This is a genomic window from Allobosea sp. P5_A5 (assembly GCF_056400625.1).
In genome coordinates this window covers 92,301-116,038 of the sequence record NZ_JBFUKY010000002.1, presented here as the reverse complement: position 1 = coordinate 116,038, position 23,738 = coordinate 92,301, and the positions used below count along the sequence as shown (strand labels likewise).

The window sequence follows — 23,738 nt, the reverse complement described above, 5'->3', positions numbered from 1 at the left end:
GTCAGAACCTGAACCAGGGCCGGTCCGGCACCGGGTCGAGCCCGGGCACGGTGCCTTCGACGCGATTGGACCGCAGGGCCCGGGCAAAACCGTTACGCGTCACGTCGTTCAGCGGCGACAACCCTGCGAGCAACTGGTCGCGGATATCGGCCTTGGCCAGCAGCAACGTTTCCATCGCGGATCCATAGAGCTGCGCGCCGACGAGGTCGCGAAATTCCGTCCTGACGGAATCCTGCACGGACGCAGGCAACCTTGCGTAGATCGCCATCGCGACGGGATTGCGGCGAACCGAAATCCACGGCTCGCGCGGCGCGAACTGGTACGATCGCGCGAGGTCGTCGAGGGCGGCGGGAGTCAGTCCGCTGCGGCGACTTTCGGTCCAGAAGCGCATGAACCAGCCGAAACCCTCACGCGGCGAACAGGCCAGCAAATTATCGGCTGCCTCGGAGAGCGCCTTCGTCTCGGCATCGATCCGGTCGAGCGCGCCGGTGGCGATAGAGGCATCGACCAATCCGGCGCGCAGCAGCAACTCCGAGCGCTGGATCCGCGGCTGGCAACCCTGGGCGGGGCTTGCCAAGGCATCATCGAACATCTGCGCGCCATAGGTTTCGCCGCGCACTATCTTGATCGCCATCTTCTCGAACGGCACGGCACGAAGCCCGGCGGCGGCATGCCAGGACCAGACCAGTGCAGCCAGTGCCACCGTGGAGACGACGAGCCTCAGCACGACCGCGCCGCCGCGAGTCCCGGCACGATCCTGCGCCGTCTCAGCTATCATGTTCGATATAATAGCTTCCATAGGCGGCCCCGCGATAGGATTCGAGGCGCTTGAGCTCGGTCGGATCGGCCTTGTTGAGAACCGCGCCGACGATGCGCTGGCGGACCTGCTCGGCGCTGACCATCGCATCGCGCACGACGTCGCGACTGGTGCGGCCCCACTCGATCACGAAGACGAAGGCGTCGAACTGATGGGCACTCGCCTTGACATCGACGACCGGAACGACCGGCGGCATGTCGATGAAGACGTATTCGTATTGCCGGCGGGCGGCCGCCAAAAAGTCCACCATGGTCTCGCCGGTCAGATGGCTGACGGTGTTAGGCTTGCGCTCCTTGACCACGGTCGGCACGAATTCGAGCCCGGTGATGACATCACGGCGCACGATATTGCCGATCGTGGCCTTGCCCTCCAGGAATTCGATCAGCCCGACCTTGGCATCGGGGCAAAGCGCCTTCGTCAAGGAGGGGCTGTGCATGTCGCCGTCGATGAGCAGCGTGCGGTGTCCCATCTGCGCGGTCAGCAGCGCAAGATTGGCCGCGAAGGTCGTCTTGCCCTCATGCGGGACCGACGAGATGATGCCCGTCACCAGGCCGTCATCATTGGTCCGCGCGATGTCGAGAGACACCTTGAAGTTTCGAACCGTCTCCGTAAAACGGGAGAACGGCGCCAGCACGACGTGGCGCGCGATCGGCGACATGCTGCCGAGGATTTCTTCGCCGGGCCTGCCCGGCACCGCCGCGCCCGCGCCCTTGGTCACTCGCCCGACCTCCCGCGCGATGCTCGGCAACACGCCAAGGCATTCGACGCCGGCATAATTCTTCACATCGTCGGGCGTGCGGAAGCCGTTCCCGAGAACCTCCCGGAAGAGAGCGACGGCAAAGCCCAGTCCGAGGCCGAGTACGGCCATGCCGCCGAGCACGATCGGAGCCTTGGGCCAGGACGGCCTGTCGGGCAGCGGCGCCGGCGAGATGATGCGGGCATTATTGACCGGGAAGGTCTGCTCCTGCGTCGTCTCCTCGAACTTCTGCAGGAAATTGTCGTAGAGATTGCGATAGGTCTGGGCGGAGCTTTCGAGGTCGCGCAGCTCGACCTGCTTCTTGCTCGTCTCGCCCGCCTGGGTCACCAGCTTCTGCAGGCTCGCCTGGATCGAGGCTTCGCGCGCCATGGCGATCTCGTAATCGCTCTTCGTGCTTTCGGCGACACGGCCAAGTTCCTCGCGCGCCGAGCGCTGGATCTCGTTCATCTGGTTGCGGATGTTGACCACCGCCTGATGGTCCTTGCCGTAACGCGAGGACAAATCGGCATAACGCGAGCTCAGGTCGAGATACTGCGAACGCAGCCGGGTGATCACCTCGCTGCGCAGGGCGTCGGCGACGGTTGCATTGACGACGTCGCCCTTGCTGATCTCGGTGACGCGGTCGAGCCGGGCCTTGGCCTCGGCCGTCGTCGCCCGCGCGGTAATCAGCTGCCCGTTCACGTCGGAAAGCTGCTGCTCGGACATCAATCCGCGGGTAGTGTCGACGATGTTGTTGTCGGCCTTGAACTTCTGCACCGCGAGGTCGGCGGTAGCGGCCTGGTCACGGAGTTCCTTGCTGCGGTCCTGAAGCCAGCGGCTGGCGCGTTTGGTCGCCTGATAGCGCGCTTCGAGTTCGCCGACCGAGTAGGCATCGGCGAGCGCGTTGGCGATCGCCACCGTGCGCTGGGGCTCGGAGCCGGTGTAGGCGACCTCGATGACATAGGTCGCGCCGACGCGCTTGGCCTTAATGCCGCTGGTCAGCCGGTCGATCGCCGAACGTTCGAGATCTTCCTTCGAGGGCGGCGCGCTCCCCCGGAAAAGACCGAAGAGCTGCGAGAGCAGCCCGCCCCCGCCGCCCATGAACTCAGGGTCCTCGGTCAGCTTAAGATCGCGCACCACCGACAGCGCCGTGCTATCGGATTTGAGGATTTCGACTTGGCTTTCGACCAGGCCGGGATCGACGACACGGTCCGCCGCCGAATCCTGACGCGACATCAGCGACTTCTGGCGAACATCGACCAGGATCGAAAAGGATGTGGTGTAGCGCGGCTTCGCCGTCAGCATGTAGATGCCGCCGAGGACCAGCATCAGGCCCATGCAGCCGGCAATGAGCGGCCACTGCCGGTAGAAAATCCTCGCGATCGCGAGGAAATCCAGCTGCGGCATGAAGCTCGAGTCCGACCGCCCGCTATTGGAGGTCTGCGGGTTCGGGTTCGCAAGCTGAAGCATCAACATCCTCGGTTGCCGCCAGCCGCGAAGCTGGCGTCACAATCCGTCCCCTTAGCACCGTTCGATCAATATTGCGATGCAACATGACATTTGATCGGCGATCCTGGCGTCAATATGTCTTGAACGGGTCCGGCAGGGCCTGGCCGCGGATTTTTGTGTCGAGTTTAGGGTTACGGCCTGGGTCGAGCCGGAACGAGCGTCGGTCCGGCAGGTCCGGCTCCGGCAAGGCCGCAGGCGCACTGCCGGGGGCGTAGAAGCGCAGGAAGGCCCTCGTCACCTCGGAATCGCTGGCGGTGCGGATGGCGTCGGTAATGCGCCGCGCGACGCCCCCGTCGCGTGCGTCGCAGGCGCCGACCGCCCGGGCCAGCCCCTCGCCGATCGCCGCCTTCTGCTGGCGGTTGGCCTTCGGGATGACGGAGCGGATCGCCCGCAGCGTGTCGGTGCTGATCACCGACATGCCGCGCACCAGCCAGATCGTATTCGCGCCTCCGCGCGGGTCTTCCAGCAAGATGCGTCGCGGGTCGGCGAGAAACGTGCTGACCCGATCGTCGTCGATCGAGACCTTGCAGGCCGCCTGCGCCGAGGAGAGGCTGGTCAGGACCAGCATCGCCGGAGCAAGTGCCGCGAAACCGTTCCTGACCCGTAACGTCCGGCTCAGCTGATTCATGCTCGACCCTGTGAAGCGCGGCGACCTCAGCGGGTCGCGATGCCGATATTATAAGGCGTCTGAGCAGTCTGGTTCACGAGCGTGATGAATTTAAGGTAGTCGACCGAACCGGCATCCGAAGCGACGATGATGTCGCGATCGCGCAGCTTGAACGCGTTGGCGAGGAACATGCCGTCGGAGGTCGAGAGATCGAGCGAGTACACTGTCGGCACGCGCGCGCCGTGATAGGGCTGCGGATCGATGCCGAGTTCCGGCACGATCGAGCGCGCCTCGAGCCTGAACACGAACAGACCCTTGATGTCGGCGCGTTCGTTGCGCAGGCCGCCCGCCTTGGCCAGCCCCTCGGCCAGCGTCATGTCGTCGTTCTCGAACGCCACGCGCCGGCTGTTGGTGCCGGACGGATCCGGCGTGGCGCCGAACGCCATGACGTATTGCTGCTCGCGCGCCAGGATGACCGTGTCGCCCGTGAGCACCTGGATGTTCTGGCGCGGATCGTTGGCGATCGAGCTCATCCGGCTCTTATAGGTGCGTCCGCCGCGCTGGATGATCAGCGTCGTTTCATACAGCGGGTAGCGCGGGCCGCCGGCACGCGCGATCGCGCCCAGCACCTGCAGGCCACCCGGATCCATCGAGATGCGGGCGGGGTTGTTGACCTCGCCGATGATGCTGACATCGTTGCCGCGACGGTCGGAGATCGTGACGACCGCCTGCGGCTCGATGGCGCGGCTCTGCAGCCGCTTCGCGATCTCGGCACCAGCCTGCGCGGAGGTCTGCCCGGCGACCTTGATGTTGCCGGCATAAGGCACGTTGATGAAACCGTTCCCGTCGACCTGCTGGTTCGGGATCTGCACGAAATTGCCGGAGCGCGAGCCTGCTTCGGCGGGAATGAACAGGCCGCCGGCCGCCGCCTCGAAGATCGTCACGCCCAGAACGTCGCCGACGCTGATCCGCACATCGGCCGAGCGACCGCCGCCGCGACCGGCAAGCGCGCCGAAATTGCCGACGCGCGAGGTGACGGTCTGCCGATTGGCGACATCGACGGTCGACGGGCTCAGCGTGATCAACGCGTAGGGAATGCGCTCCGCGCTGCTATCGGTGCTCGTCGCCGCGCCAGCGCGGACATCCTGCGCCGTCGGCGCGTCACGAGGCAGACAGGCACTGAGTTGCAGTGCGGTAAGGGACACTGCCGTGATCCGCGTGATCATCCGCAAGGTCGGGTTGGGTCGCGCCGAGCACTGCGTCATCACGCCTTCTCTCTGATATACATACACGATAGGGACGGTTAACCGAATAAGGTCCGCGAGTCCCGATGATTCGCCGTTCGCATTTGAGTTAAGGTTTACGTTTGCCTTAACTGTGGCGCTGCTGCACCGCACCCAAGCCCGCGCCAGCCCCGCAGACCGCCGCGAAAAACACGGCATATCCCGGGATCTGCAAGGAAAAATCAACGCAGGAATGCAGCGTCCCCAGCAGCGCGACGGCGGCGAAGCCTGTCGGCAAGCTGCCGCCACGGCTGCGCCAGGCCCGCATCCACAGCCGCCGCATCACCACGACCCAGGCCGCTAGAACCGCAAGCGCGACCGGCAGGCCCATCTCCACCGCCAACTCCAGCGGGCTCGAATGCGCCTGTTCCCAGACGCCGAACATGCCGAGCGCTTCTGACCGCATACTCGGGAAAACCGCATCGAAGCTGCCTAGTCCCGTGCCGAGCCACGGCCTGGAAGCGACCATCTCCAACGTGATCCGGTACACCTCCATCCTATATGGGTCGGTGATGCCGTTCGCGCCGATGCGCCACAGCACCCCGCCGCCGGCAACCGCCAAGGTGACGATGAAGGCCAGCAGCGCCAGCGCCAGGGCAACGTTGCGTCCGCGTCCCCGGCGGCTGCGAAGAGCGGCGGCAAGCAGCATGCAGCTCAGGGTGAAGACGAGCCCGGCGCGCGAATTCGTCATCGCCAGCATGGCCAGTGCGATCAGCGTGGCGAAAGCCGCGCCGACTTGCCGGCCGGTGAGCTGGTCCAGCGCGGCGAACAGCCGTCGGTACCAGCGGACCTCGAAGCTCGGCCGCACATTGCGGGTCGAACGCAGCAGCAGCGCGAACCAGAGGAGAGCGCAGGAACCGAGATAGGTCGCGGCGGTGTTTCGGTTGACGAAGGTCGCGGTGAAGCTGCCCCTGTAGTAGAGGCGCGCCTCCCCCAGCAGCATCATCGGCTGGACGACGTAGATCAGGAAGCCGATGAGGGCCAGCGCGAGCGAGCCCAGCGCCAGCGCGAGCACGATCTGCCCCTGGCTGCGGTCGGAGCGGTCCATCAGCGCGAAACGCAGGAAGGCGAGCAGCACGACGAGCGCTGTCCCCGCCGCTTCGAAAAGATCGGCAGCCGTCGCGGCAGGCCGCTCCACCAGCGGTCGCTTCAGCGGCGGCTGCATCTCCCGCCAGACCGGATCGCTCCAGGCACCGTTGCCCCAGCGTTGCAGCGCGACGGCGCCGAAAAACGCGCCGGCCGCCACGAAAACCACCGTGAGCATTACGACGTCTCGCCGGGCGATGCGGGGAAAATCCGCGAGAAGCAGGCTTATCGCGAGCAGCGCGGCCCATATGGCATTCAAGCCCGGGTCGATCGAACCGAACGGAGCAGCCGCCAGGAGCACCGCAGCATAGGCGCAAACCAGCGATACCGCGCGACGCCAACTGCCGAGCCGCTCTTTCAGAAGGGGTCGAGGCGGCAGCGCGCGATCCGCGACAGGCTGAAGCGTGGATAGGGGCAACGCCGCAACGGCGGGCGCAGCACCGCCATCCGGCATCGCTACGTCAGAAAGCCCCATCCTGCCCTGCAAACAGCTTTTCGTCAGATGAGGACAATTTAACCGAAGCGCGAGACGGCTTCCACACAAATCTCGCCTACACCGTCCCTACATTCTGCCTGCCGCTCTCGTTGCATGATGCGAGCAGTAATATAGGGGAAGTAGACTGTGGCGACTGCGTTCATCCCTAACAAACGCGTAACGCTCGACGGCGAGACCTTTACGGTCCAGACGGCGGGCAAGGATTATTCCATTACGGCACCCGCCGCCAACAGCGTCCGCTTCGAGGTTCGCGGCGGCGATGTCTGGAGCGCGATCGATTCCACGAGCCTCAACCGCTCGGAGATCGCTTCGGCCCAGCAGGTCGTCAACGGCACGCCGGTCCACGTCGCCTATGTCATGAACATCGATCCGGGCACGGCCAATCCGAACGCCTGGACGGTGCTGGGTCAGTTCCATCAGGACGACCGCCCGGGCATCCCGGCCGCTTCGCCGCCCTTCTCCATCCAGCTTCACGGCGAGAAGATGGAGATCCGCATCGGCTTCACCGGGCCCAATGGCGAGATCGAGTATCGCAGCGTCTTCACCGACACCGCCAACATCGTGCGCGGCCACGACTACGCTATCGACGTGCAGGCCGTGTTCGACCCCAATGGCAACGGCCATCTCGTCGTCACCCGTGACGGCGCCAAGATCGTCGATTATTCCGGTCCGCTCGGCTATGCGAGCCAGCAGAGCGTCTATTGGAAGGAGGGCATCTACCGCCCCCAGACCGACGCCACCATGGCCGTGACCTATTCGGACCGCACGGTCTCGACCAGCGATCCCGTGGCGCTTCAGCCCGTCCGTACCTCCGCCCCCATCGTCATCACCCAATATGACCCGAAGGGTCATGCGGTGAGCACGAGCACGGAATTCGCCGACGGCAGCAAGAAGATCGACCTGCTCGACAGCGCCGGCGCGATCAGCCGGACCTACACTACGCAGACCGACGGTTCGCGTGACATGACGACCTATCATATCACCGGCAAGGACTACGCCACCGACCACAGCGTCACCGACGCGGCCGGCAAATACGTCCTCGTCGAACGCTTCTCAGTGGACGGCACGCTGCAGTACAAGCAGTCGACCGACAATTCGGGCGTCCAGACCAACTACAAATTCAATACGACGGGCCATGTGCTGCAGAAGGGCGTCACCGCGCTCAACGGCGCGCGAGAGGTCGTCGACTACGCCGTGACCGGCAAGCCCTATGTCACGGTCGACACGACCTATGATCCCTACGGCAAGATGCTGCTGCAGACCCGCTACCGGACCGACGGCTCAGTGGACTCGACTACGCAGAACAAGGCCGACTTCTCCTCGGTGACGAGTGCCTACGACCTGGCGGGCCGCCTGATGACCAAGACCGTGGTCTGGTCGAACAGCATGAAGGACGTCTACCAGTACAACGTCACCGGCCAGAACTACGCCTCCAACCACGTCGTCTATGACGCCTCGGGCAAGGCGCTCAGCCTCGAGCAGTTCAATGCCCAGGGCAAGCTGATCTACACCACCGCCTTCAGCGCGGACGCGAAGAGCATCTTCTACACCTATGATTCCGCCGGCCAGACGATGTCGCAGACGACAAGCTGGGCCGCATCCGGCATGAAGCAGCTCAACCAGTACAATATCACCGGCCAGAGCTACGCCAGCACCTCGCAGATGCTGGATGCGAGCGGCAAGGTCGTCAGCCTGAACCGCTATCACGGCGATGGCACGCTCGACTTCGCCTACACGCTCGGCTCCAGCGGCACCGCGACCAGCACCGCCTATGACGCCACCGGCCTCATGCTGCGGAAGTCGATCGCCTACACCAACGGCACGCGTGATCTCTACGAATATAACGGCAACGGCAGCCTGGCCGACCACGTCAACTACAATGCCGCCGGAAAGGCCGTGCTGTTCGAGCTTTTCAAGGCCGACGGCACCAAACAGGTCCAGCATTTCGAGATCGCCGGCAAAAGCTACGCATCCGACAAGATGCTTTACGACGCCTCCGGGAAACTCGTCGCCCTCAGCCAGTTTCACACGGACGGTACACTGGATTACGCCCAGAGCACCGGCAAGGCCGGCGAGACGATCGCCAACAAATACGACGCTGGCGGCCATCTGACCCAGTCGGTCACGTCCTATCTCGACGGCTCCCGCGAGATCTCGCAGTTCAACATCGCGGGCCAGAAATATGTGGCGGCGCACTATCTCTACAACACCGCCGGCACGATGACCCATGTCGACCAAACGATGGTCGACGGCTCGACCCGCTCGGCCGATTACAGCATCGCCGGCAAGAGCTATGTCACGGAAATCGTGACCCGCAAGGACGGTCTCGTTCTCAGCGACGAGCGCTATCACGCCGATGGCACGATGGATTATCTGCGCACGATGAATGCCGACGGCAGCAGCAAGGAGATCGTCTACGACACGGCCGGCAAGATGCTGCAGGCCGTCACGACCAAGGTCGATGGCTCGATCGTCGCGGCCGCCTATGGCGACCATGCGGTCATTACCTCGGGCACCGGCAACGACTTCTTCACCGGCTACCAGAACGGCACGTTCGTCTTCGGCTCGAATTTCGGCAAGGACACGATCACCAGCTTCAACACCGGGGCCAGCCACGACACGATCAAGCTCGACAAGTCGCTCGTGGCCGATTTCGACCACCTCAACCTCAAGCAGGTCGGCAACGACACGGTCATCACCGTGACCTCGCACGACACCATCACGCTGAAGGGCGTGGCGCTGGCGAGCCTGCACGCGAACGATTTCCTGTTCGCCTGAAAACCAGGTGCCGTTCGGGCTGGACAAAGGGGCGCGTACCCCCCAACTCTCAGCCTGAACGGAGATGCTCGATGGTATGGGTCAAACGTCTGCTGGGCCTGGCCTCGCGAGGGGCTGCGCCTGCGACGGACGTCGAGACGACGCGTCCACCCCGTTACGTATTCACCGATCCGTCTGTGCGGATCGCCGCGATCGGCGACCTGCATGGGCGGATCGATCTTCTCCAGAGGGTCGGGCTGCTGCTCGACCGATTCGCGACCGATTCGCGGCGGCGACTGATCGAAATCTATCTCGGCGATTATCTGGATCGCGGCCCCAATCCCCGCGCCGTGATCGATTACCTGATCGATCGGTCCACGAAGACGGACCGTCAGGTCATTTGCCTCGCCGGCAATCACGAAACCATGCTGATGGACGCGCTCGAGGATGACGAGCAGTTCCGCGCCTGGCTTCAGCTCGGCGGCGAGACCACGCTACGGTCCTACGGGATCCCCTTCGGCAACAAGCGCGGTGACACCGCCATCGCACGCCATGCTCTCGCGGCCGCGCTTCCGGCTTCGCATCGCCGCTTCCTGGCATCGCTCCCGACGCAATACGCTCATGGCGGCTTTTTCTTCACCCATGCCGGCGTGAAGCCCGGTGTCCCGCTCGACCGGCAGAAGACGCGCGACCTGCTTTGGATTCGCGAACCGTTCCTCTCGACCTCGGTCGGGTTCGGCGCGACCGTGGTTCACGGCCACACCCCTTCGGCGCGGCCGGTCTTCCGGCTCAATCGGATCGGCATCGATACCGGCGCCTACCAGACCGGGCTGCTGACCTGCCTGCTGGTCACCTCGGACGGCGTCGACACCACCGATACTCATCGCCTCGCCGGCGCCGCCGAACTGGTCTAACCGCAAGGCTTGTCAACACCTCGGTCAGCCGTCCGGCAGGGTCCGGAACGACGCGTCGGGTCTCGCCCTGATCGACAGGCTCAGCCGCGCTTGGCGGCCCGATAGGCTTCGATCAGCGTCGGGATCTGTGTCTGCCAGGAGAGGTCCTTGACGACGCGTTCGCGTCCGAGCGTGCCCATCGCCTGCCGGCGCGGCTCGTCGGCGATCAACTCCAGGATCTTGGCGGCGAAATCGACCGGATCGTTCTTCGCCGCATAGAGCGAAGCCTCGCCGGCCGAGACCCGCCCCTCGACGACGTCGAACTGCACGATCGGCTTTTCGACCGCCATGTATTCGAGGATCTTGTTCATCGTCGACAGGTCGTTCATCGGGTTGACCCGGTCGGGGTTCACGCAGACGTCCGCCGTCGAAAGCACCTCGAACAGCTCCTGGTCGGGTGCCCGGCCGAGGAAGGTGACATAGTCCTGCAGGCCAAGCCTGGCGGACATCGCCTTGAGCGAATCGAGGCTGGGGCCGCCGCCCACCAGGCAGAATTGGATGTCGTGCCGGCCGAGCTTGTGGACGATATGATCGACCGATTCGAGCAGCAGGTCGATGCCCTCCTGGTCGCCCATCACGCCGACATAACCGACCAGGAACTCGCGCCCGTTGCGAAAGACCGGGTTCGGCGGCACCGCCTTGATCCGGCTGATGTCCGGGCCGGAGCGCACGACGAAGACCTTCTCCGGCGCCATGCCGCCACGCTCGATGGCGATGCGGCGGTAGCTGTCATTCGTCGCGATCGAGACATCGGCCGCCTTGAAGGTCAGTTTCTCGAGCAGCTTGAGCGCGCTCCAGAAAAACCCGCGCTTGCCGAACTTCGCCTCGTAAAGCTCCGGATTGATATCGTGATGGTCGAAGATGAAGCGCTTGCCGAGCAGCTTGAAGGGCAGCGCCACCAAAAAGATCAGGTCCGGCGGGTTGCAGGCATGGATCGTGTCGAAGCCGGTGCCGAAGAACACCTTCCAGGCCAGGCGCGTCTCGGCCCAGAGCGCGGCCGAATATTCGCGCAGGTAGCCGGCCGCCGAGCCCGCATCGAGCGGGAGGCTGTGCCGGTGAATCTCGATGCCGTCGATGACCTCATAGGTCGTCTCGTAATTCTTGCCGGTGGGGCAGATGATCGAGACCGCCGCGCCCGCGGCCTTCAGCGTGCGCGCCTCCTGCCAGACGCGCCGGTCGAACGGCACGGGCAGGTTCTCGACCACGATCAGCACCTTGCGTCCGGCGAGCGCGCCTTTCGGAACCGCCGATTCGAAGGAGGCGGGGGCCGCGGGTTTCGTGGCCGTCGCGACAGTGGGGCTGGGCATGAGGTTCACGTCCGACATCACGGCAGCGTCCCGATATTGACGACCCGCGACTGGCCGAGTTGCAGGGTTTTGGCCATGTCGCCGGTATCGATGACAACGTCGTAGCCCGTCTTCTCAACAGTCTCCTTCGAGACCAGAAGCTTTGGCAGGCCCGGCAGATGCGAGAAGCTGTAGCCGAGGTTCTGCCCGATCAGGTGAGACGGGTTGAGCGAGGGATCGTAGACCGCAAGCTTGTAGCCGGCCTGGATCAGCTTTCGCGCCATGTCGACCTTGGGGCTCTCGCGCAGATCGTCGCTGTCGGCCTTGAAGGCCATGCCGAGCATCAGCACGGAGGCGCCAGGTTTCAGCTCCTGCGTCACATGCGAGAACAGGTAATGCTTGTGCGCCTCGTTGGAGCGGATCAGCGAGTCGACGACATGCACGTTCGCCCCGACATCGGCGGCGATATATTGCAGCGCGCGAACATCCTTCGGCAGGCACGAGCCACCGAACGGGCCGCCCGGCCGCAGGTAATAGGGCGAGATGTTCAGCTTGGTGTCGGAGACGAAGATCTCGTGCACCTTGGCTGCGCTGATGCCGAGCTGCATGCAGACCCGGCCGATTTCGTTGGCGAAGGACACCTTCAGCGCGTGGAAGGTGTTGTCCACGAACTTCGTGAACTCGGCCTCGCGATAGCCGGTGTAGAACACCGGCGCGTCGATATTCGCGTTGATCGCGTCCATGTGCCGATTCGGCTGGGCGTCCCGCGTGCCGATGACGATCTTCGGCGGCGAGAAATAGTCCTTGATCGCGACGGCTTCGCGCAGGAATTCGGGGTTGTAGACGAGCTCGACCGCCTTGCTCATCTCCTCGCCGAGCGTGGCGACAAAGAGCGGCGCGATCAGTTCCTCGATCGTGCCGGGGCGGATGGTGCTGCGATAAACGACCGTCAGCGGCACCTCGCGGGCAGGATCGACCGTCGCAGCGATCTGGCGCGAGACCTCGGCGATGTAGGACATGTTATGCGAGCCATCCGGTCCGCTGGGCGTGCCGACGCAGACGAAGGCGACGTCGCAGGAATTGAGGACCGTCCCGCCATCCGTCACCGCGCTGAGCCGCCCGTCGCGGACCGCCAGCTGCAGCAACTCCTCCAGGCCGGGCTCCTTGATCGGCGAGCGTCCCTGATTGACCTCGCGGACCTTCGTCTCGCTGACGTCGATGCCGACGACGCTGTGGCCYTCCTTGGTGAGGCAACCAGCCGCAGTCAGGCCGACATAGCCCATTCCATAGATCGCTATTTTCATCTTCGTCCCATATTTCGCCGAAGGCGGCACGAATAAGGCCTGTGGGCCAACGGGCGGGCTTGTCCGCATCAAAACCGCGACGGACAGCAAGTGACTTGGCTATCATGCCGCAGTGCAGCATAATCGGCAAGCCTCATGGCCATGATGTGGCCATCGACACCGATCACCAGCTTTGGCCCTAGGCCTGCTGCGCGTCAGACTGATGAAAGCGAGATCGCTTATGACGACTTGGAGGGGCGATGCGCCCGCCATACGGACTTCCACGACGGTAGAGCCCGCCGTGCTGCCGGTCCTGCGTCATGGCGCGATTCCCGGCATCGACGGCATGCGCGCGGTCTCCGTGACGATCGTCCTGTTCGCGCATTACGGCTTCGAGCGCCTGATTCCCGGAGGGCTCGGCGTCACCGCCTTCTTCTTCATCAGCGGCTTTCTGATCACCACCCTGATGCTGCGCGAAAGCGCCGACACCGGACGTATCGCAATTCCGGCTTTTTTCGCCCGCAGGCTTCTGCGGCTGCAGCCCGAATTGATCGCCTTTGTCCTGATCTCGGGTTTTGCGATCGGCCTGATCGACGGAATTCCTAAGCTTGGCGACTTCCTGGCAGCGTTTTTCTATGTCTCGAACTACTACCAGCTTGTCGTCCTGCATTCGGACCCCACCGCCTGGTTCCGCTGGCCGCATCTCTGGTCGCTGGCGGTCGAAGAGCATTATTATTTCACGTACCCCTTCGTCTTCGCGGCGTTTTTCGCCGTGCCGCGCCGCTTTCTCGCCGTTCTCGTCGGCATCTGCGTCGTCGCGCTGGCCTATCGACTCACACTCGCGCATTTCGGGGTCGGCGCGCGCTATCTCTACGAGGCGACTGAGGCGCGGATCGATTCGATCGTCTATGGCTGCCTCGGCGCCATGCTGCTCTGGCACAAGGGACCAGCGATCGGTCGCATCGTCGGCAAGCTAGGCCTGCTGCCGGTCCTAGTGGGCATCGGCCTGCTCGTTTTCACCCTGCTTTATCGTGACGAGCATTTCCGCAACACGGTGCGATACTCCGTCCAGGGTCTGGCTTTCATCCTGATCTTCATCGGCTTCTATGCCGGGCAAGGCGGCCAGATCTTCACTCGCGTGCTGGACCTGCCCGTACTGCGCTGGATGGGGCGGATGTCCTACGCCGCCTATCTCTGGCATCTCGAGCCGGCGCTGATCGTCTCCAAGCTGTTCAATCTCGAGCATTTCGAGACGCTGCCGGGCGTGAACATCCTCGTTGCCGTCGCGCTATGCGTCGTCACCTTCGGCATCGCTTGGGTCTCGCATCTGGTGATCTACCGGCCGTTCCTTGGCCTGCGCCACCGCTTCGGCTCGCACGCCAAGGTCTGATCTGGCACTTCCGAGCTGGGCGGCCTCAGCCCCAGCTCAAACTCGTCCGCAGCCCCTCGGCGGGAAGCCGGCCGCGCCAGACAAGGCGCGGCGCGGGCAGCTTCGTCCCGAAATTCGGGGAAACCCAGCCGCCCTGCCCCGGCGTGTCGCCGCCGGACGAAACAGAGACCCCGCCAGCTTCGGAGAAGCTGAGCCTCGCGACCGGCGCGCCGTCGCGATGCACCGACCAGCCGCCCTCCCCGGCGCTGACGTCGAGGCCAGGCGCAAACTGGAAGATCACCTCGGCCTCGGGCGAGCCCGTGCCCACGAGCCGGTCCACGATCTCGATTCCGGCCGGCGCCGCCGAAACGGTCCGAACATGCTCGACGCCGAGGCGCTTGGCATAACCGTCATGCCGAGCGGTCAGGCTCCAGGCCTCGCCGTCCTCGACCCGCCCCAGCGAGGCATTGGCCTTGTGCGACCAGTTGAACGGCCCCGAAATCGTGCTCTGGTCGAGGCCCGCGAGCCGCACCGTGTTGTGGGCACCGGTCCCGCGAAACCAGTCCCGCCAGACGCCGCCTGAATGATAGAGATAGGTCCCGGCATCGACGAGCACCGGCTTGTCGTCCAGCGAGAGCGCAATGGCGTTGGCGTCGGCATGGCCATGCGCCGCAATCGAGAGATAGCCGAGCGGGCCATGATCGAGCACGAGTTTCACGCGCTTGCCGGCACGCTGCTCACGGACCACGCAGTAACCGCCGATATCGTGCCGATGAATGCCATCGGCCGGCGCTGCATGAACGCCCCTATCCGGGAACAAAGCGTTGCGAAGCTCCGGCTTGTCCCCGCTGGCCGGCACCATCGGCGCTTCGCCAAGATGGCCCGCGATCGCCCGCGCGACCGAGGCCGGATAGGCAGCCTCGCGCTCATGCGAAAGCGAGAGCACCCGGCCCTCGTCGTCGTCACCGATCGCCGGCACAGCGCCGTCGGCATCGCTCAGCACAGCCACGAACCGCGCGAAAGCCCGCAGGCGCTCGCTGACGACCGGACCGAGCGGTTTCCCGAACTGCCGCGCCACAAGATCCGCGATCAGCAGCATTTCCGCCGTGAAGGCACCATAGGTCGGTGACTGCTCTGCGCCCACGCCATCGGCCAGAAGTTGCAGGCCGGCCTCATGCTCCAGCGCGTGGCGGGCATGGTCGGCGATTTTGACCGCACCGGGCTCGTCGGGCAGCACGCTGGCGACGATGAACTCGGCCATCACCTCCGAGACGAGGTGGTTGTTGGCCGAGGAGAAGCCCGAAGGATAGCGCCGCATCCAATAGAGATGCGCGTGCAGAATCGCATGGATGTCGCTGCGGGTGTTCGCCGACAGATGCTCCCCACACAGCGAAACGACCAGCACCAGCGTTACCGCCCGCAACGCCAGCTCGATCCCGGAATTCCAGCCGAGCCCGCCAAAGGGAGGATTTGCGGCCTTCCAACTCGAGATCGCGCTTTCGATCGCACGCAGAGCATCCGGCCGGCCATCGAGCGCGACAGCCGCCGCCAACGGCTGAAGGAACTGCAACCGATTGTAGTCCCAGACATATTTGACGTCGCCGATATCGCGGGCGTGGCGATAGGAGATGTCGTAGCAATAGATCTCGGCACCCGGCCAAAGCTTGCCGGTGACCGGATCGAGCCGCCACATTTCGGCAGGGAAAGGATCGGCAGCGTCGCGCTGCGGCCAATCGACCCCGTGAGCGCTGAAATGCCCCGCCAAAAGCGACGCGGCCGCCTCGTTCAGGGCGTTGCGGAAGGGTTCGTCGGCGCCCCCCCTGAGGCGTTCGGCGAGGCCAGGCACCGCGAGCATCCGGCCCTTCGGCTTGAAAGCCTCCCAGCCATAGCGGCGCCGGCGCGAGACGCGCCGCTTGGCCTGTTCGCCGACGCGATGAATGAGTTCCGGCGGGCTCATCGCCGCCAGTCGATTCAGATACCAGGCAAGCGACATGGTCAGATCCCGCGCCGCGGCGGCGCCTTGGTGGTTTCACGCCCGACCGCACGCCAGATATCGGCGAGGCGATCGACATAACCGTCGATCGCCAGATGAGCGCTGTGGAAAGCCTTGGCGGAGGCGCCGAGCCGCTCGCGCAGCTCTCTATCGGCAACGAGCCGCCGCAAGGCGAGAGCCAGCGCCTCGGCATCGCCGGGCGGCACCAGCAACCCGGTCTCGCCGTCATGAACGATATCTTCGGTCGCGCCGACCGGCGTCGCGACCACGGCGAGCCCGTTCGCCATGCCCTCGATCACCGACATCGGCAGGTTTTCCTCGAAGGATGGCAGCACCAAAATATCGGCCCTACGCAACAGGTCCCGGACCTCGTCTGGCCCGACCCAGCCCGGCATAGTGACGCGCTCCTTCAGCCCGAGTTGCGCGAGCTTGCCTCTGGTGTCGTCCACCTCGCCATTGCCGGCGATGATCGCGCGCCAGCCGGGCTGGTCCGCGATCGCGGCAAGCGCCGTTACGAGCTGCGGCACGCCCTTGCGAGGCCCGACATGGCCCAGGAACAGGATTGTCGGCTCGCCTTCGATCCTCTGATGGGAAAGATCGGCAGGGGCTGGCGTCGCGTTGGGCAGGACGGTCAGGCGGTCGGCAATTTCGGGCACCTTGCCGCCGATATAGTCCTGCCAGACCTGACCCAGCACGAGCGTGCGCGCCGCATGCGCGAACATCGCATGGATCTGCCGCGAAAGGCCCGGCGAAGCCCGGTCCCAATACGGCCGAAAGCCCGAGCCATGCAGGTGGATGACATAAGGGATGCGGAAGGCCCGCGCCGCCCGCGCGATCGCGATCTTGCGCAGTGTGCTGCCCTGGGAGGACAGGTTGATGTGCAGCACATCCGGCCCCTTCCCGGTCAGGCGCCCCGCCAGGCGCGCGATGAAACGCGCCACCAGAAACGGCGACAGGCCGATATGACCCTGCCCGCGCGTGGTTATGAAGCGCACATCGAGATCGGGCTTGGGCGCCGCGCGCAGCCGATTGTCGACCTCGTCCATGATGCGGTCGATCCCGCCCATGCCGCCGCGCCCCAGCGGGGTGGCGACGAGCACGCGCAGCCTGTCGGGAGGGGTCATCGCGCAAAGCTCCCGAGGAAGGCGTGATAATCGTCGTTCATACGCCGCTGGTCGAAAAGCTGCTCGACCGTCCGCCGCGCCGCGAGTCCGGCGGCGACCCGTCTCTCAGCCGGCACGAACTCCCGCAGCGCGGCGAGCAGCGCGGCGCTGTCACCGACCGGGAACAGCCGGCCGTTCTCGCCGTCGATAATCTCGGAAGCGCCCCCGAGATCGCTCATCACCATCGGCACGCCCATCGCCATGGCTTCGAGCGCCGCCAGCGACAGGGTCTCGATCGAGACGCTGCACAGTGCACCGACATCGAAGGTCGCGATCAGCGGCCTGACATCGGCATGCATACCGGCGAGCACGACATGATCGCCGATGCCGAGCGCGGCGGCCCGCTCCGCGATGGTCGCCCGCATCGGTCCATCGCCCACCAGTAGCGCCTTGGCCGGAAGGCCATCCTTCCGGAGCGCGGCGACGGCCTCGACGATCTGGACGTGGTTCTTCTCGGGTCGCATCACAGCGCACAGCCCGATGACGAAATCCTCAGGCGCGAAGCCATACTGCGCCCGCGTCGCGTCGCGATGCTCGGCTCGCACAGTCGGCGAGAAACGCTGCAGGTCGATGCCATTGAGGATCGTCGTCTCGCGCCGCGGCGCAAAACCGCGCTCCAGCCAGAAGCGCCGCTGATTCGCGGAGATGAAGACGATCCCGTCGATGCGGTTGAAAAACGGGGTGTAGACCCGCTGCATCCGCTCTTCATGCTGGTTACGGAGCACGGTGGAGTGCGAGATCGCCACGATCGGCGTGGCGGAAAACGCCATGATTCGCGCAAGCGAGGCCACGAACATCGGCCGCTCGTTGACCGCAACGATCAGGCTCGGTTTCGACCGGCGAAGGACGCGCGAAAGATCGAAGATCCGCGCCGGGAGCGACCTCGCCCCTTCGGGCTTGTCGAGCGAAATGCCGGCGGGTGCCGCCTGCGGGCCATCCTTCATGGTGAAGATGGAAACCTCGCGGCCGCGTGCTCGCAGCGCGCTCGCCAGCTCGAAGGTGTGCCGTTCCGCGCCGCCGACAATCGGCGAATTCATCACGAAAAGCAGCGAGCCGGATGTCGCCTGTGCTCGATTCGCGTCCGCCGCCATCACCCTTACCGTCGCTGAAGCATCGACCCGGAGAGCGGAATTCGCTTTCGGGACACGGGATGCTGAATTCAAGCGATAGCTCGTCACAGCGCGTCCAGAGGGACGCAAAGCGAGCTAGCGGGGGTGTCTTAGCACATGCAGCAAAAACGCCAACCGAAGCCGAAAAATCAGCTCGCGCAGCGCAGCGAGACCTCGCGCTGGCGGGCGCTCCAGAGAATGCCCTTCAGCTCGGCCACAGCCACATCAGCCGCCCGATCGGCCATCAGCCGCGCGGCATAGTCCAGCACGAAATCCTCGAACATCTGCGCCGGCAGCTTGGCACGCGTCGCGCCGTCAGAGCAGCGGCGACGGGGCCACCCTTGTGCCAGCGAACGCGCCCGCGCTCGTGTGGGGTCGCACTGCAGAACAGTGCCAAGTTCGTCGTCGGTCAGCCAGATCTGGGGCATCGGTGCTTCACCCGTTGGATGGCATCGGTTGTCGCAGAGCGGCCTTGAAAGAGAGCTAACGCCTTGAAATAGCGGATTTTACGGTAAATGGGAAAGCCGACAAAATCCGTAAAATCCGAGCGATCTGGTGGGACGGATGGTGCCGCATCATGGAAAGCTGCCGGAGAGGCGCTGACCTCCCCGGCAGGCGAGGCTCGCGCGGCTAGAGCCGCGCTTTCCGAACCGCGAGATTACGCACGCGGAAGGTGAAATCGACCGCCGCCGACTGCTTCATGTTGATCTGCAACGACGCGAAAAGCCCGGTTTCGGTCCCGTCGATGGTGACGTTGGTGTTGCCGTTCCAGGTGCCTGCCAGCGGCGCAGGCAGCCCGGCGAGGATGGTGTCGAGCACGCCCGAGCTCTCATTGCCGAAGGTCTGCGCCGTGAGGTCGAACTTGCCGGATGGCAGGTTGCGTTGCAGCAGAAAGGACAGGCTGCAAAGGCCGGTGCCGTTGGCGTCGATCTCGAATTCGCCATAGGCGCGCAGCATGTCGCCGACCGCGAGACTGGGCAGGAGGGCCGAGGTCGAAAGCGGTGCAAGCGAGAAGGTCGGGTTCGCGCCGGCAGCCGTCGTGCCGTTGACGCGGACCTGCCACCAGCGCCCTGTCGCGGTGTCGACGAAGGAGCCTGCCGCAATCAGCGCCGACCCCCCGCCGGTCGAGCCGAACTGCGAGCCGATCGTCGGGCGCACACCCGCCAGCGTGATCGTCGAGCCGAAGGTGCCCGACCAGGCGTTGGAGGATTGCGTCAGCGCGCCGGCATCGCCGAGCAGGTTTCCGGCGGGGTTGTTGACCGCGTCATAGCTTTCGCCGCGCCGGTGGATCGCGGGATAGGATTGCGGCAGACCCAGACCGTCGAGCACTTTCAGGATGCGTTGCGCCTGTGGGTACGCCCCCAGCGCAGAGGAGTGCACGCCGTCTTGCGTGCGCGCCGAGATCACGTCGCCCGGCGTTGCCGTGGCGGTCATGTCGACCATGTCCTGCCAGAGATCGACCGCGAAGACCTTGCCGGGCCAAAGCGTCGGCGCCGTGCGCGTCAGCCAGTCGACCCAAGCCAACTGATAGGTGAGCTGTACGCCCGACAGACGGGTCGAGGCGAAGCTGGCGCTGCCGGCCGGGATTTCCGAAACCGCCAGCACGATCTTGCCCGCCGCCGTCAGCGCGTTGAAGTCGCGCGTCGCCTTGGCGATGGAGGTCGAGAGCAGTACGGCATTGGCCCGGTCGTTTCGCCCGCTCCAATAGGCGACAACGCTGGCCGGGCAGTCGATAGCGGCCTGCAACTGCGTCTTGCCGACGCCGTTGCCGGAGAGTGCCGTCGCGCTCGTCAGGATGGTGTCGCCGATATCGGAGACGAGCGAGCCCGAGACCGCGAACTTGCAGTCTTCGGTGAAGATATAACGCCCTTTGGAGAGCGCGCTGACCCAGGCCGGCCAGGCCCACAACCATTGCTGCGAAACGCGCAGGTTATTGCCGGAGGCGAGCTGTGCCAGCGACTGGTCCAGCATGGAGTGGCCGATCAGCGCGATCTTGTTGCCGAGAGGCAGCGGGCGCAGAGCGGCGAGGCGCGCGGAATTGCCGGTGCGTGCATTGAAGCTTTCCATGGCGGGCCTCAGCGATAGAATGCGAGGGAGACGCGGCAGGCGAGCGGCGCGCGCAGGCAGAGATGGCTCGCCGGCGTCAGTCCGTCTCCCAGCGTCGCCGGGATGCGCCTTGCCGCCGGGTTGATCTCGCTACCGGAGCCGTCGCTGGTGGAGACCAACGGCAAGGTGAAGCTCGTGGTCACTGAACCGAGTTTCACCCGGACATCGCCATCGGCCCCGAACAGCACGAAGCCGGCCCCGGCCGGCACCGGCACGCGCACCAGCGTATCGGCCGCCAGCACGACGTCCTCGACATAGTCGGGAAAGGCAGGCGCCGACGACAGCCTCGCCGAACTGAAAGGGTAAGCCTCGAAGAATTCGCGCATGATCTGCTCCTGATTGCCGAGGAGCAGGATAGGTGTCGCCGGGGGAGCGGGGATAAGTCCGCTCAGGCAGCCGACAGGCCGAGCGCAATGCGCAATTCTCCTTCGATGGCGCCCCCGGGCCTGATCAATTCCATGCCGCCATAGCCCTTATAGGCCCAATAGGCCCAGCCGAATCCGGTCTTCTCCGCAGCCTCCCGCACGCTCCTGATCCAGGCAAGGCGATCAGGGCCGAGGGGTTGGCCATAAGCGGAGACGACGCAGCCGAACTCACCCAGCACCACCCGCTCGCGCGCGATGCCGGCGCCATCGGCCCAGCGTGCCACGGCCTCGAGATCGGCGGCGATGCGTTGCGGACCGTGCCCCTTCGCGGCCATGTCGGTCAGCAGCTTCTCGGTCAGCACTTGGGCCCGCTGGCGGCCGGCCTCGCCTCCCGGCGCCGCCTGCAACCGCGTTTGCGCCCGCTCCATCACGGCGGGGATCGCGCCCCGTTCGAGCGGCCAGGGCACGTTCGAGAGATATTGCGCGTCGTCGCCCTTCACGCCCTGATGGGTGAAGTCGTGCGGGTCATAATAATGGAAGGTGTAGAACACCTCGCTGCCCCGGAAGGGCCGGGTATCGAGCTGCATCAGCGCCCCGGCACTGCTCCAGGCGAGGCCCGTCAGCATCAGCGGCAGCTTCGGCGCCGTGCTTCGCGCCGATGCGTGCAGCCGTTCCAGCATCGCCTGCCAGCGCGGAGCGTCCTTGATCGATTCGATCCAGGGCTCGTTCATCAATTCGAAGATCAGGCCCGGCGCCGCGATCTCGGCGAGCATTTTCGCCACTCGCGCGACCATCTCGACATAAGCGTCGAAGACGGTGGCGCCCGGCGCCACCAGCGCAAGCGGCGCATAGGTCGGGTTCACCGCGACGGGGTGGAGGTCGAAAATCACCGCGAAACCGGCCCCGAGCAGGCGGCGCACCAGCGCTTGCGTCCCCTCGGCAAGTATCGGCCAGCGCTCGCCCGCGCTGGCGATGAAGATGCTGGGATCGACCGTCAGGCGAATGAAGTCGAAGCCGGCCGACTTCAGCAGGGCAAGCTCGGCATCCGCGATCTGATGCCCGGCATCGCGAAAAGGCGGCCAGATGTAGTCGACCCGCCCCGCGACCGTGCGAATGAGCGGCCAGTTCAGCAGGTGGTGGAGGTTGATGCCGCGTCGGAGCCGGGGCACCGCAGCCAGAGAAGGGACGGCCGGCAAGGCGCAAGCAGCCGCAGAGGCCAACCCGAACGCGATGCTTTGGCGCCTGCTGATGCTCACATCGTCTCTCCCGCTGCCAGCCTGCGGCAGGCAGCGGTTCTATCCGGTCGAGGCGGCTCTAGCGACCCGTCACGAGGTCACACGCCGCTTTCGCCGAAGATGCTCGACCGCAAGGACAGCTCGAGAGGATCCGCCATGTCGACGGGCGCGGCGGGGGGTACCGGCGGCGTGACCTGGGCGACGTCGACGCCACGCTGCGGCGTACGGCGCGAGGCCACGAGCGCGGGCGGCGCCACGGGCTGGCTGCCCGAGACCGTGACCCAGAAATCCGGGTTGTCGCGCGATTGCACCATGTGAAACAGGTAGCCCGACTGGTTCCAGGGCACGACCGAGGAGCGCAGATTGTCGAGCAGCACGACGCCCCGATCGGTGCGCACGGCCACGACCAGATGCATGATGCCCTGCGGGGTCGAAACCACGGCGAGCGAGAGCGCCGCCGCCGGCAACCCCGCCTCGATCAGATCATGCCGCTTCTGCACCGCGTAAATCGCGCAATGCCCGGCGGCGAGGCCGAGCTGCCAGATATCCTGACCCGAAAGCTGGACCGGCGCGACGGACGCGTTCACATCGGCATTGACCCGCCGCAGTAGGGCGTCGGTTTCCGTGTCGAGGGTGAGCGTCGCCGGCCCGCCGCCCTTCGGACAGTCGTCCTTATAGCGATTGCAGAAGGCGATATAGGCCATCGGCGCCAGCACGAACCGCCCCTCGCGGATGTCCGAACCGGCCTGCGGCTCGGGCGGCGGGCGACGCGCGGCAAAGGCCGGGCCCGGCAGATGGGCGAGCCCGATACAAGCTCCGAAGAGCAACGCGATCGTAGATTTCGAGATGGCTGATCTGGACATTTCTTGCCCGCCCTAATGACGGGCAGAGATCAACATGGCCAGCGTAAACAATTCTTAATCGAAGAAGAGCAGTCTGTTTTTATACTTCCCGGATTTCTACAGACGGCGAGGCAATTCTAGGATTGCCGTTCACGCTCAGGTAAGCACATCGGCGCGCTCGATCACCGGCGCATCGTGCCGATAGGCCGTGTTGTCGATTCCCTCCCGCTTGATCATGGCCGGGACACCCGCCACCAGGCAGAAGGGCGGCACATCCTCGATGACGACGGCATTGGCCGCGACGACGCAGCCTTCGCCAATCGTGATCGGCCCGATGAGTCGGGCTCCGGCGTGAACGATGACATTCCGGCCCAGATGCGGCGCGCCGCGCACCGGCGCCCGCCCGCCCAGCACGACATGGACACCGACCTCGCAGCCCTCCTCGATCACAGAAAGTCCGTTGATCACGACGCCGAGTCCGCCGTGATGGAAGAACACGTCCTTCCCGATCGTCGCACGCCCGGGTACGGCGGCCGCGAAAAATAGCCGCGACAGCAGATCGAGCGCCCGCGAAATCGGGCGGAGACCGCGTCGGTGGAAGCCGTTCGAGAGCCGTTGCAGGCGGGCGATGGGCTGCATCATTAGGTCCTTTGACCGTGGCCGCGCGAGCGCTTGCCGAACATCCGCTGCGCTTGGCTCTAGAGCATCGGCTTGCACAATGGAAAGCGGTTTCGGCAGAGCGA

Annotated in this window: 19 protein-coding genes; 3 read left to right on the top strand and 16 right to left on the bottom strand. The window is 65.2% G+C overall.

The features are described 5' to 3' along the window. Position 1: 1 nt before the first annotated feature. From AC1DR6_RS04135 to AC1DR6_RS04115, 5 genes are all read right to left on the bottom strand, one after another. Complete coding sequence (locus tag AC1DR6_RS04135) at positions 2-778, bottom strand: hypothetical protein (RefSeq protein WP_476827927.1); 777 nt, start codon at positions 776-778, stop codon at positions 2-4. After that, positions 768-3,023: a GNVR domain-containing protein gene (locus AC1DR6_RS04130; RefSeq protein WP_476827926.1), complete on the bottom strand. Its 2,256-nt coding sequence runs from the start codon at positions 3,021-3,023 to the stop codon at positions 768-770. Before AC1DR6_RS04130 ends, AC1DR6_RS04135 begins: the two co-directional genes overlap by 11 nt. Positions 3,024-3,132: 109 nt before the next feature. After that, the gene (locus AC1DR6_RS04125) at positions 3,133-3,690 is read right to left on the bottom strand and encodes a hypothetical protein (RefSeq protein WP_476827925.1); all 558 of its coding nucleotides are present in this window, start codon (positions 3,688-3,690) and stop codon (positions 3,133-3,135) included. 26 nt (positions 3,691-3,716) lie between these two features. Further along, positions 3,717-4,934 carry a polysaccharide biosynthesis/export family protein gene (locus AC1DR6_RS04120; protein WP_476827924.1) on the bottom strand — a complete coding sequence of 406 codons (1,218 nt, stop codon included), beginning with the start codon at positions 4,932-4,934 and terminating at the stop codon, positions 3,717-3,719. Positions 4,935-5,040: 106 nt separating this feature from the next. Beyond that, complete coding sequence (locus AC1DR6_RS04115; protein ID WP_476827923.1) at positions 5,041-6,513, bottom strand: O-antigen ligase family protein; 1,473 nt, start codon at positions 6,511-6,513, stop codon at positions 5,041-5,043. A 147-nt stretch (positions 6,514-6,660) separates the two neighbouring features. On the opposite strand from AC1DR6_RS04115, the gene AC1DR6_RS04110 reads away from it, so the two are divergent. Further along, positions 6,661-9,312, top strand: coding sequence for a heparin lyase I family protein (locus AC1DR6_RS04110; RefSeq protein ID WP_476827922.1), 2,652 nt, complete (start codon positions 6,661-6,663; stop codon positions 9,310-9,312). A gap of 71 nt (positions 9,313-9,383) precedes the next feature. Beyond that, positions 9,384-10,205: a metallophosphoesterase family protein gene (locus AC1DR6_RS04105; protein WP_476827921.1), complete on the top strand. Its 822-nt coding sequence runs from the start codon at positions 9,384-9,386 to the stop codon at positions 10,203-10,205. Between the two features lie 80 nt (positions 10,206-10,285). On the opposite strand, the gene AC1DR6_RS04100 is transcribed toward AC1DR6_RS04105, so the two are convergent. Both AC1DR6_RS04100 and AC1DR6_RS04095 read right to left on the bottom strand, forming a co-directional pair. Continuing rightward, on the bottom strand, positions 10,286-11,551 hold the full coding sequence (locus AC1DR6_RS04100; protein WP_476827920.1) for a glycosyltransferase family 4 protein: 1,266 nt from the start codon (positions 11,549-11,551) through the stop codon (positions 10,286-10,288). A gap of 17 nt (positions 11,552-11,568) precedes the next feature. Then, complete coding sequence (locus AC1DR6_RS04095) at positions 11,569-12,834, bottom strand: nucleotide sugar dehydrogenase (protein ID WP_476827919.1); 1,266 nt, start codon at positions 12,832-12,834, stop codon at positions 11,569-11,571. A gap of 220 nt (positions 12,835-13,054) precedes the next feature. Between AC1DR6_RS04095 and AC1DR6_RS04090 the strand changes: the two genes are divergently transcribed. Next, positions 13,055-14,203, top strand: coding sequence for an acyltransferase family protein (locus AC1DR6_RS04090; protein ID WP_476827918.1), 1,149 nt, complete (start codon positions 13,055-13,057; stop codon positions 14,201-14,203). A gap of 25 nt (positions 14,204-14,228) precedes the next feature. Here the strand turns inward: AC1DR6_RS04090 and AC1DR6_RS04085 are convergent, their stop codons facing one another. The 9 genes from AC1DR6_RS04085 to AC1DR6_RS04045 all read right to left on the bottom strand — a co-directional run bounded on the left by AC1DR6_RS04085 (position 14,229) and on the right by AC1DR6_RS04045 (position 23,634). After that, a complete protein-coding gene (locus AC1DR6_RS04085) occupies positions 14,229-16,175 on the bottom strand; it encodes a heparinase II/III family protein (RefSeq protein WP_476827917.1) in 1,947 nt (648 codons plus the stop codon). A 2-nt stretch (positions 16,176-16,177) separates the two neighbouring features. After that, entirely contained in the window at positions 16,178-17,299 is a 1,122-nt protein-coding gene (locus tag AC1DR6_RS04080) for a glycosyltransferase family 4 protein (protein ID WP_476827916.1), read from the bottom strand. Then, positions 17,296-18,429, bottom strand: a complete 1,134-nt coding sequence (locus tag AC1DR6_RS04075; RefSeq protein WP_476827915.1) for a glycosyltransferase — start codon at positions 18,427-18,429, stop codon at positions 17,296-17,298. Before AC1DR6_RS04075 ends, AC1DR6_RS04080 begins: the two co-directional genes overlap by 4 nt. 167 nt (positions 18,430-18,596) lie before the next feature. Further along, the gene (locus AC1DR6_RS04070; RefSeq protein ID WP_476827914.1) at positions 18,597-18,875 is read right to left on the bottom strand and encodes a hypothetical protein; all 279 of its coding nucleotides are present in this window, start codon (positions 18,873-18,875) and stop codon (positions 18,597-18,599) included. Between the two features lie 202 nt (positions 18,876-19,077). Continuing rightward, entirely contained in the window at positions 19,078-20,514 is a 1,437-nt protein-coding gene (locus AC1DR6_RS04065; protein ID WP_476827913.1) for a hypothetical protein, read from the bottom strand. Between the two features lie 8 nt (positions 20,515-20,522). After that, positions 20,523-20,879, bottom strand: a complete 357-nt coding sequence (locus AC1DR6_RS04060) for a hypothetical protein (RefSeq protein ID WP_476827912.1) — start codon at positions 20,877-20,879, stop codon at positions 20,523-20,525. A gap of 62 nt (positions 20,880-20,941) precedes the next feature. After that, entirely contained in the window at positions 20,942-22,174 is a 1,233-nt protein-coding gene (locus AC1DR6_RS04055; protein ID WP_476827911.1) for a glycoside hydrolase family 5 protein, read from the bottom strand. 77 nt (positions 22,175-22,251) lie between these two features. Then, entirely contained in the window at positions 22,252-23,016 is a 765-nt protein-coding gene (locus AC1DR6_RS04050) for a transglutaminase-like cysteine peptidase (RefSeq protein ID WP_476827910.1), read from the bottom strand. Between the two features lie 135 nt (positions 23,017-23,151). Beyond that, the gene (locus AC1DR6_RS04045; protein WP_476827909.1) at positions 23,152-23,634 is read right to left on the bottom strand and encodes a serine O-acetyltransferase; all 483 of its coding nucleotides are present in this window, start codon (positions 23,632-23,634) and stop codon (positions 23,152-23,154) included. Positions 23,635-23,738: the final 104 nt, after the last annotated feature.

Bases quoted from the DNA above. Each gene is read 5' to 3' on its own strand.
- AC1DR6_RS04105 (WP_476827921.1), top strand. From the start codon at position 9,384: ATGGTATGGGTCAAACGTCTGCTGGGCCTGGCCTCGCGAGGGGCTGCG.
- AC1DR6_RS04060 (WP_476827912.1), bottom strand. From the start codon at position 20,879: ATGCGCGAATTCTTCGAGGCTTACCCTTTCAGTTCGGCGAGGCTGTCG.
- AC1DR6_RS04075 (WP_476827915.1), bottom strand. From the start codon at position 18,429: ATGGCGGCGGACGCGAATCGAGCACAGGCGACATCCGGCTCGCTGCTT.
- AC1DR6_RS04070 (WP_476827914.1), bottom strand. From the start codon at position 18,875: ATGCCCCAGATCTGGCTGACCGACGACGAACTTGGCACTGTTCTGCAG.
- AC1DR6_RS04120 (WP_476827924.1), bottom strand. From the start codon at position 4,934: ATGACGCAGTGCTCGGCGCGACCCAACCCGACCTTGCGGATGATCACG.
- AC1DR6_RS04100 (WP_476827920.1), bottom strand. From the start codon at position 11,551: ATGCCCAGCCCCACTGTCGCGACGGCCACGAAACCCGCGGCCCCCGCC.
- AC1DR6_RS04115 (WP_476827923.1), bottom strand. From the start codon at position 6,513: ATGGGGCTTTCTGACGTAGCGATGCCGGATGGCGGTGCTGCGCCCGCC.
- AC1DR6_RS04080 (WP_476827916.1), bottom strand. From the start codon at position 17,299: ATGACCCCTCCCGACAGGCTGCGCGTGCTCGTCGCCACCCCGCTGGGG.
- AC1DR6_RS04125 (WP_476827925.1), bottom strand. From the start codon at position 3,690: ATGAATCAGCTGAGCCGGACGTTACGGGTCAGGAACGGTTTCGCGGCA.
- AC1DR6_RS04050 (WP_476827910.1), bottom strand. From the start codon at position 23,016: ATGTCCAGATCAGCCATCTCGAAATCTACGATCGCGTTGCTCTTCGGA.
- AC1DR6_RS04090 (WP_476827918.1), top strand. From the start codon at position 13,055: ATGACGACTTGGAGGGGCGATGCGCCCGCCATACGGACTTCCACGACG.
- AC1DR6_RS04065 (WP_476827913.1), bottom strand. From the start codon at position 20,514: ATGGAAAGCTTCAATGCACGCACCGGCAATTCCGCGCGCCTCGCCGCT.
- AC1DR6_RS04135 (WP_476827927.1), bottom strand. From the start codon at position 778: ATGATAGCTGAGACGGCGCAGGATCGTGCCGGGACTCGCGGCGGCGCG.
- AC1DR6_RS04085 (WP_476827917.1), bottom strand. From the start codon at position 16,175: ATGTCGCTTGCCTGGTATCTGAATCGACTGGCGGCGATGAGCCCGCCG.
- AC1DR6_RS04045 (WP_476827909.1), bottom strand. From the start codon at position 23,634: ATGCAGCCCATCGCCCGCCTGCAACGGCTCTCGAACGGCTTCCACCGA.
- AC1DR6_RS04130 (WP_476827926.1), bottom strand. From the start codon at position 3,023: ATGCTTCAGCTTGCGAACCCGAACCCGCAGACCTCCAATAGCGGGCGG.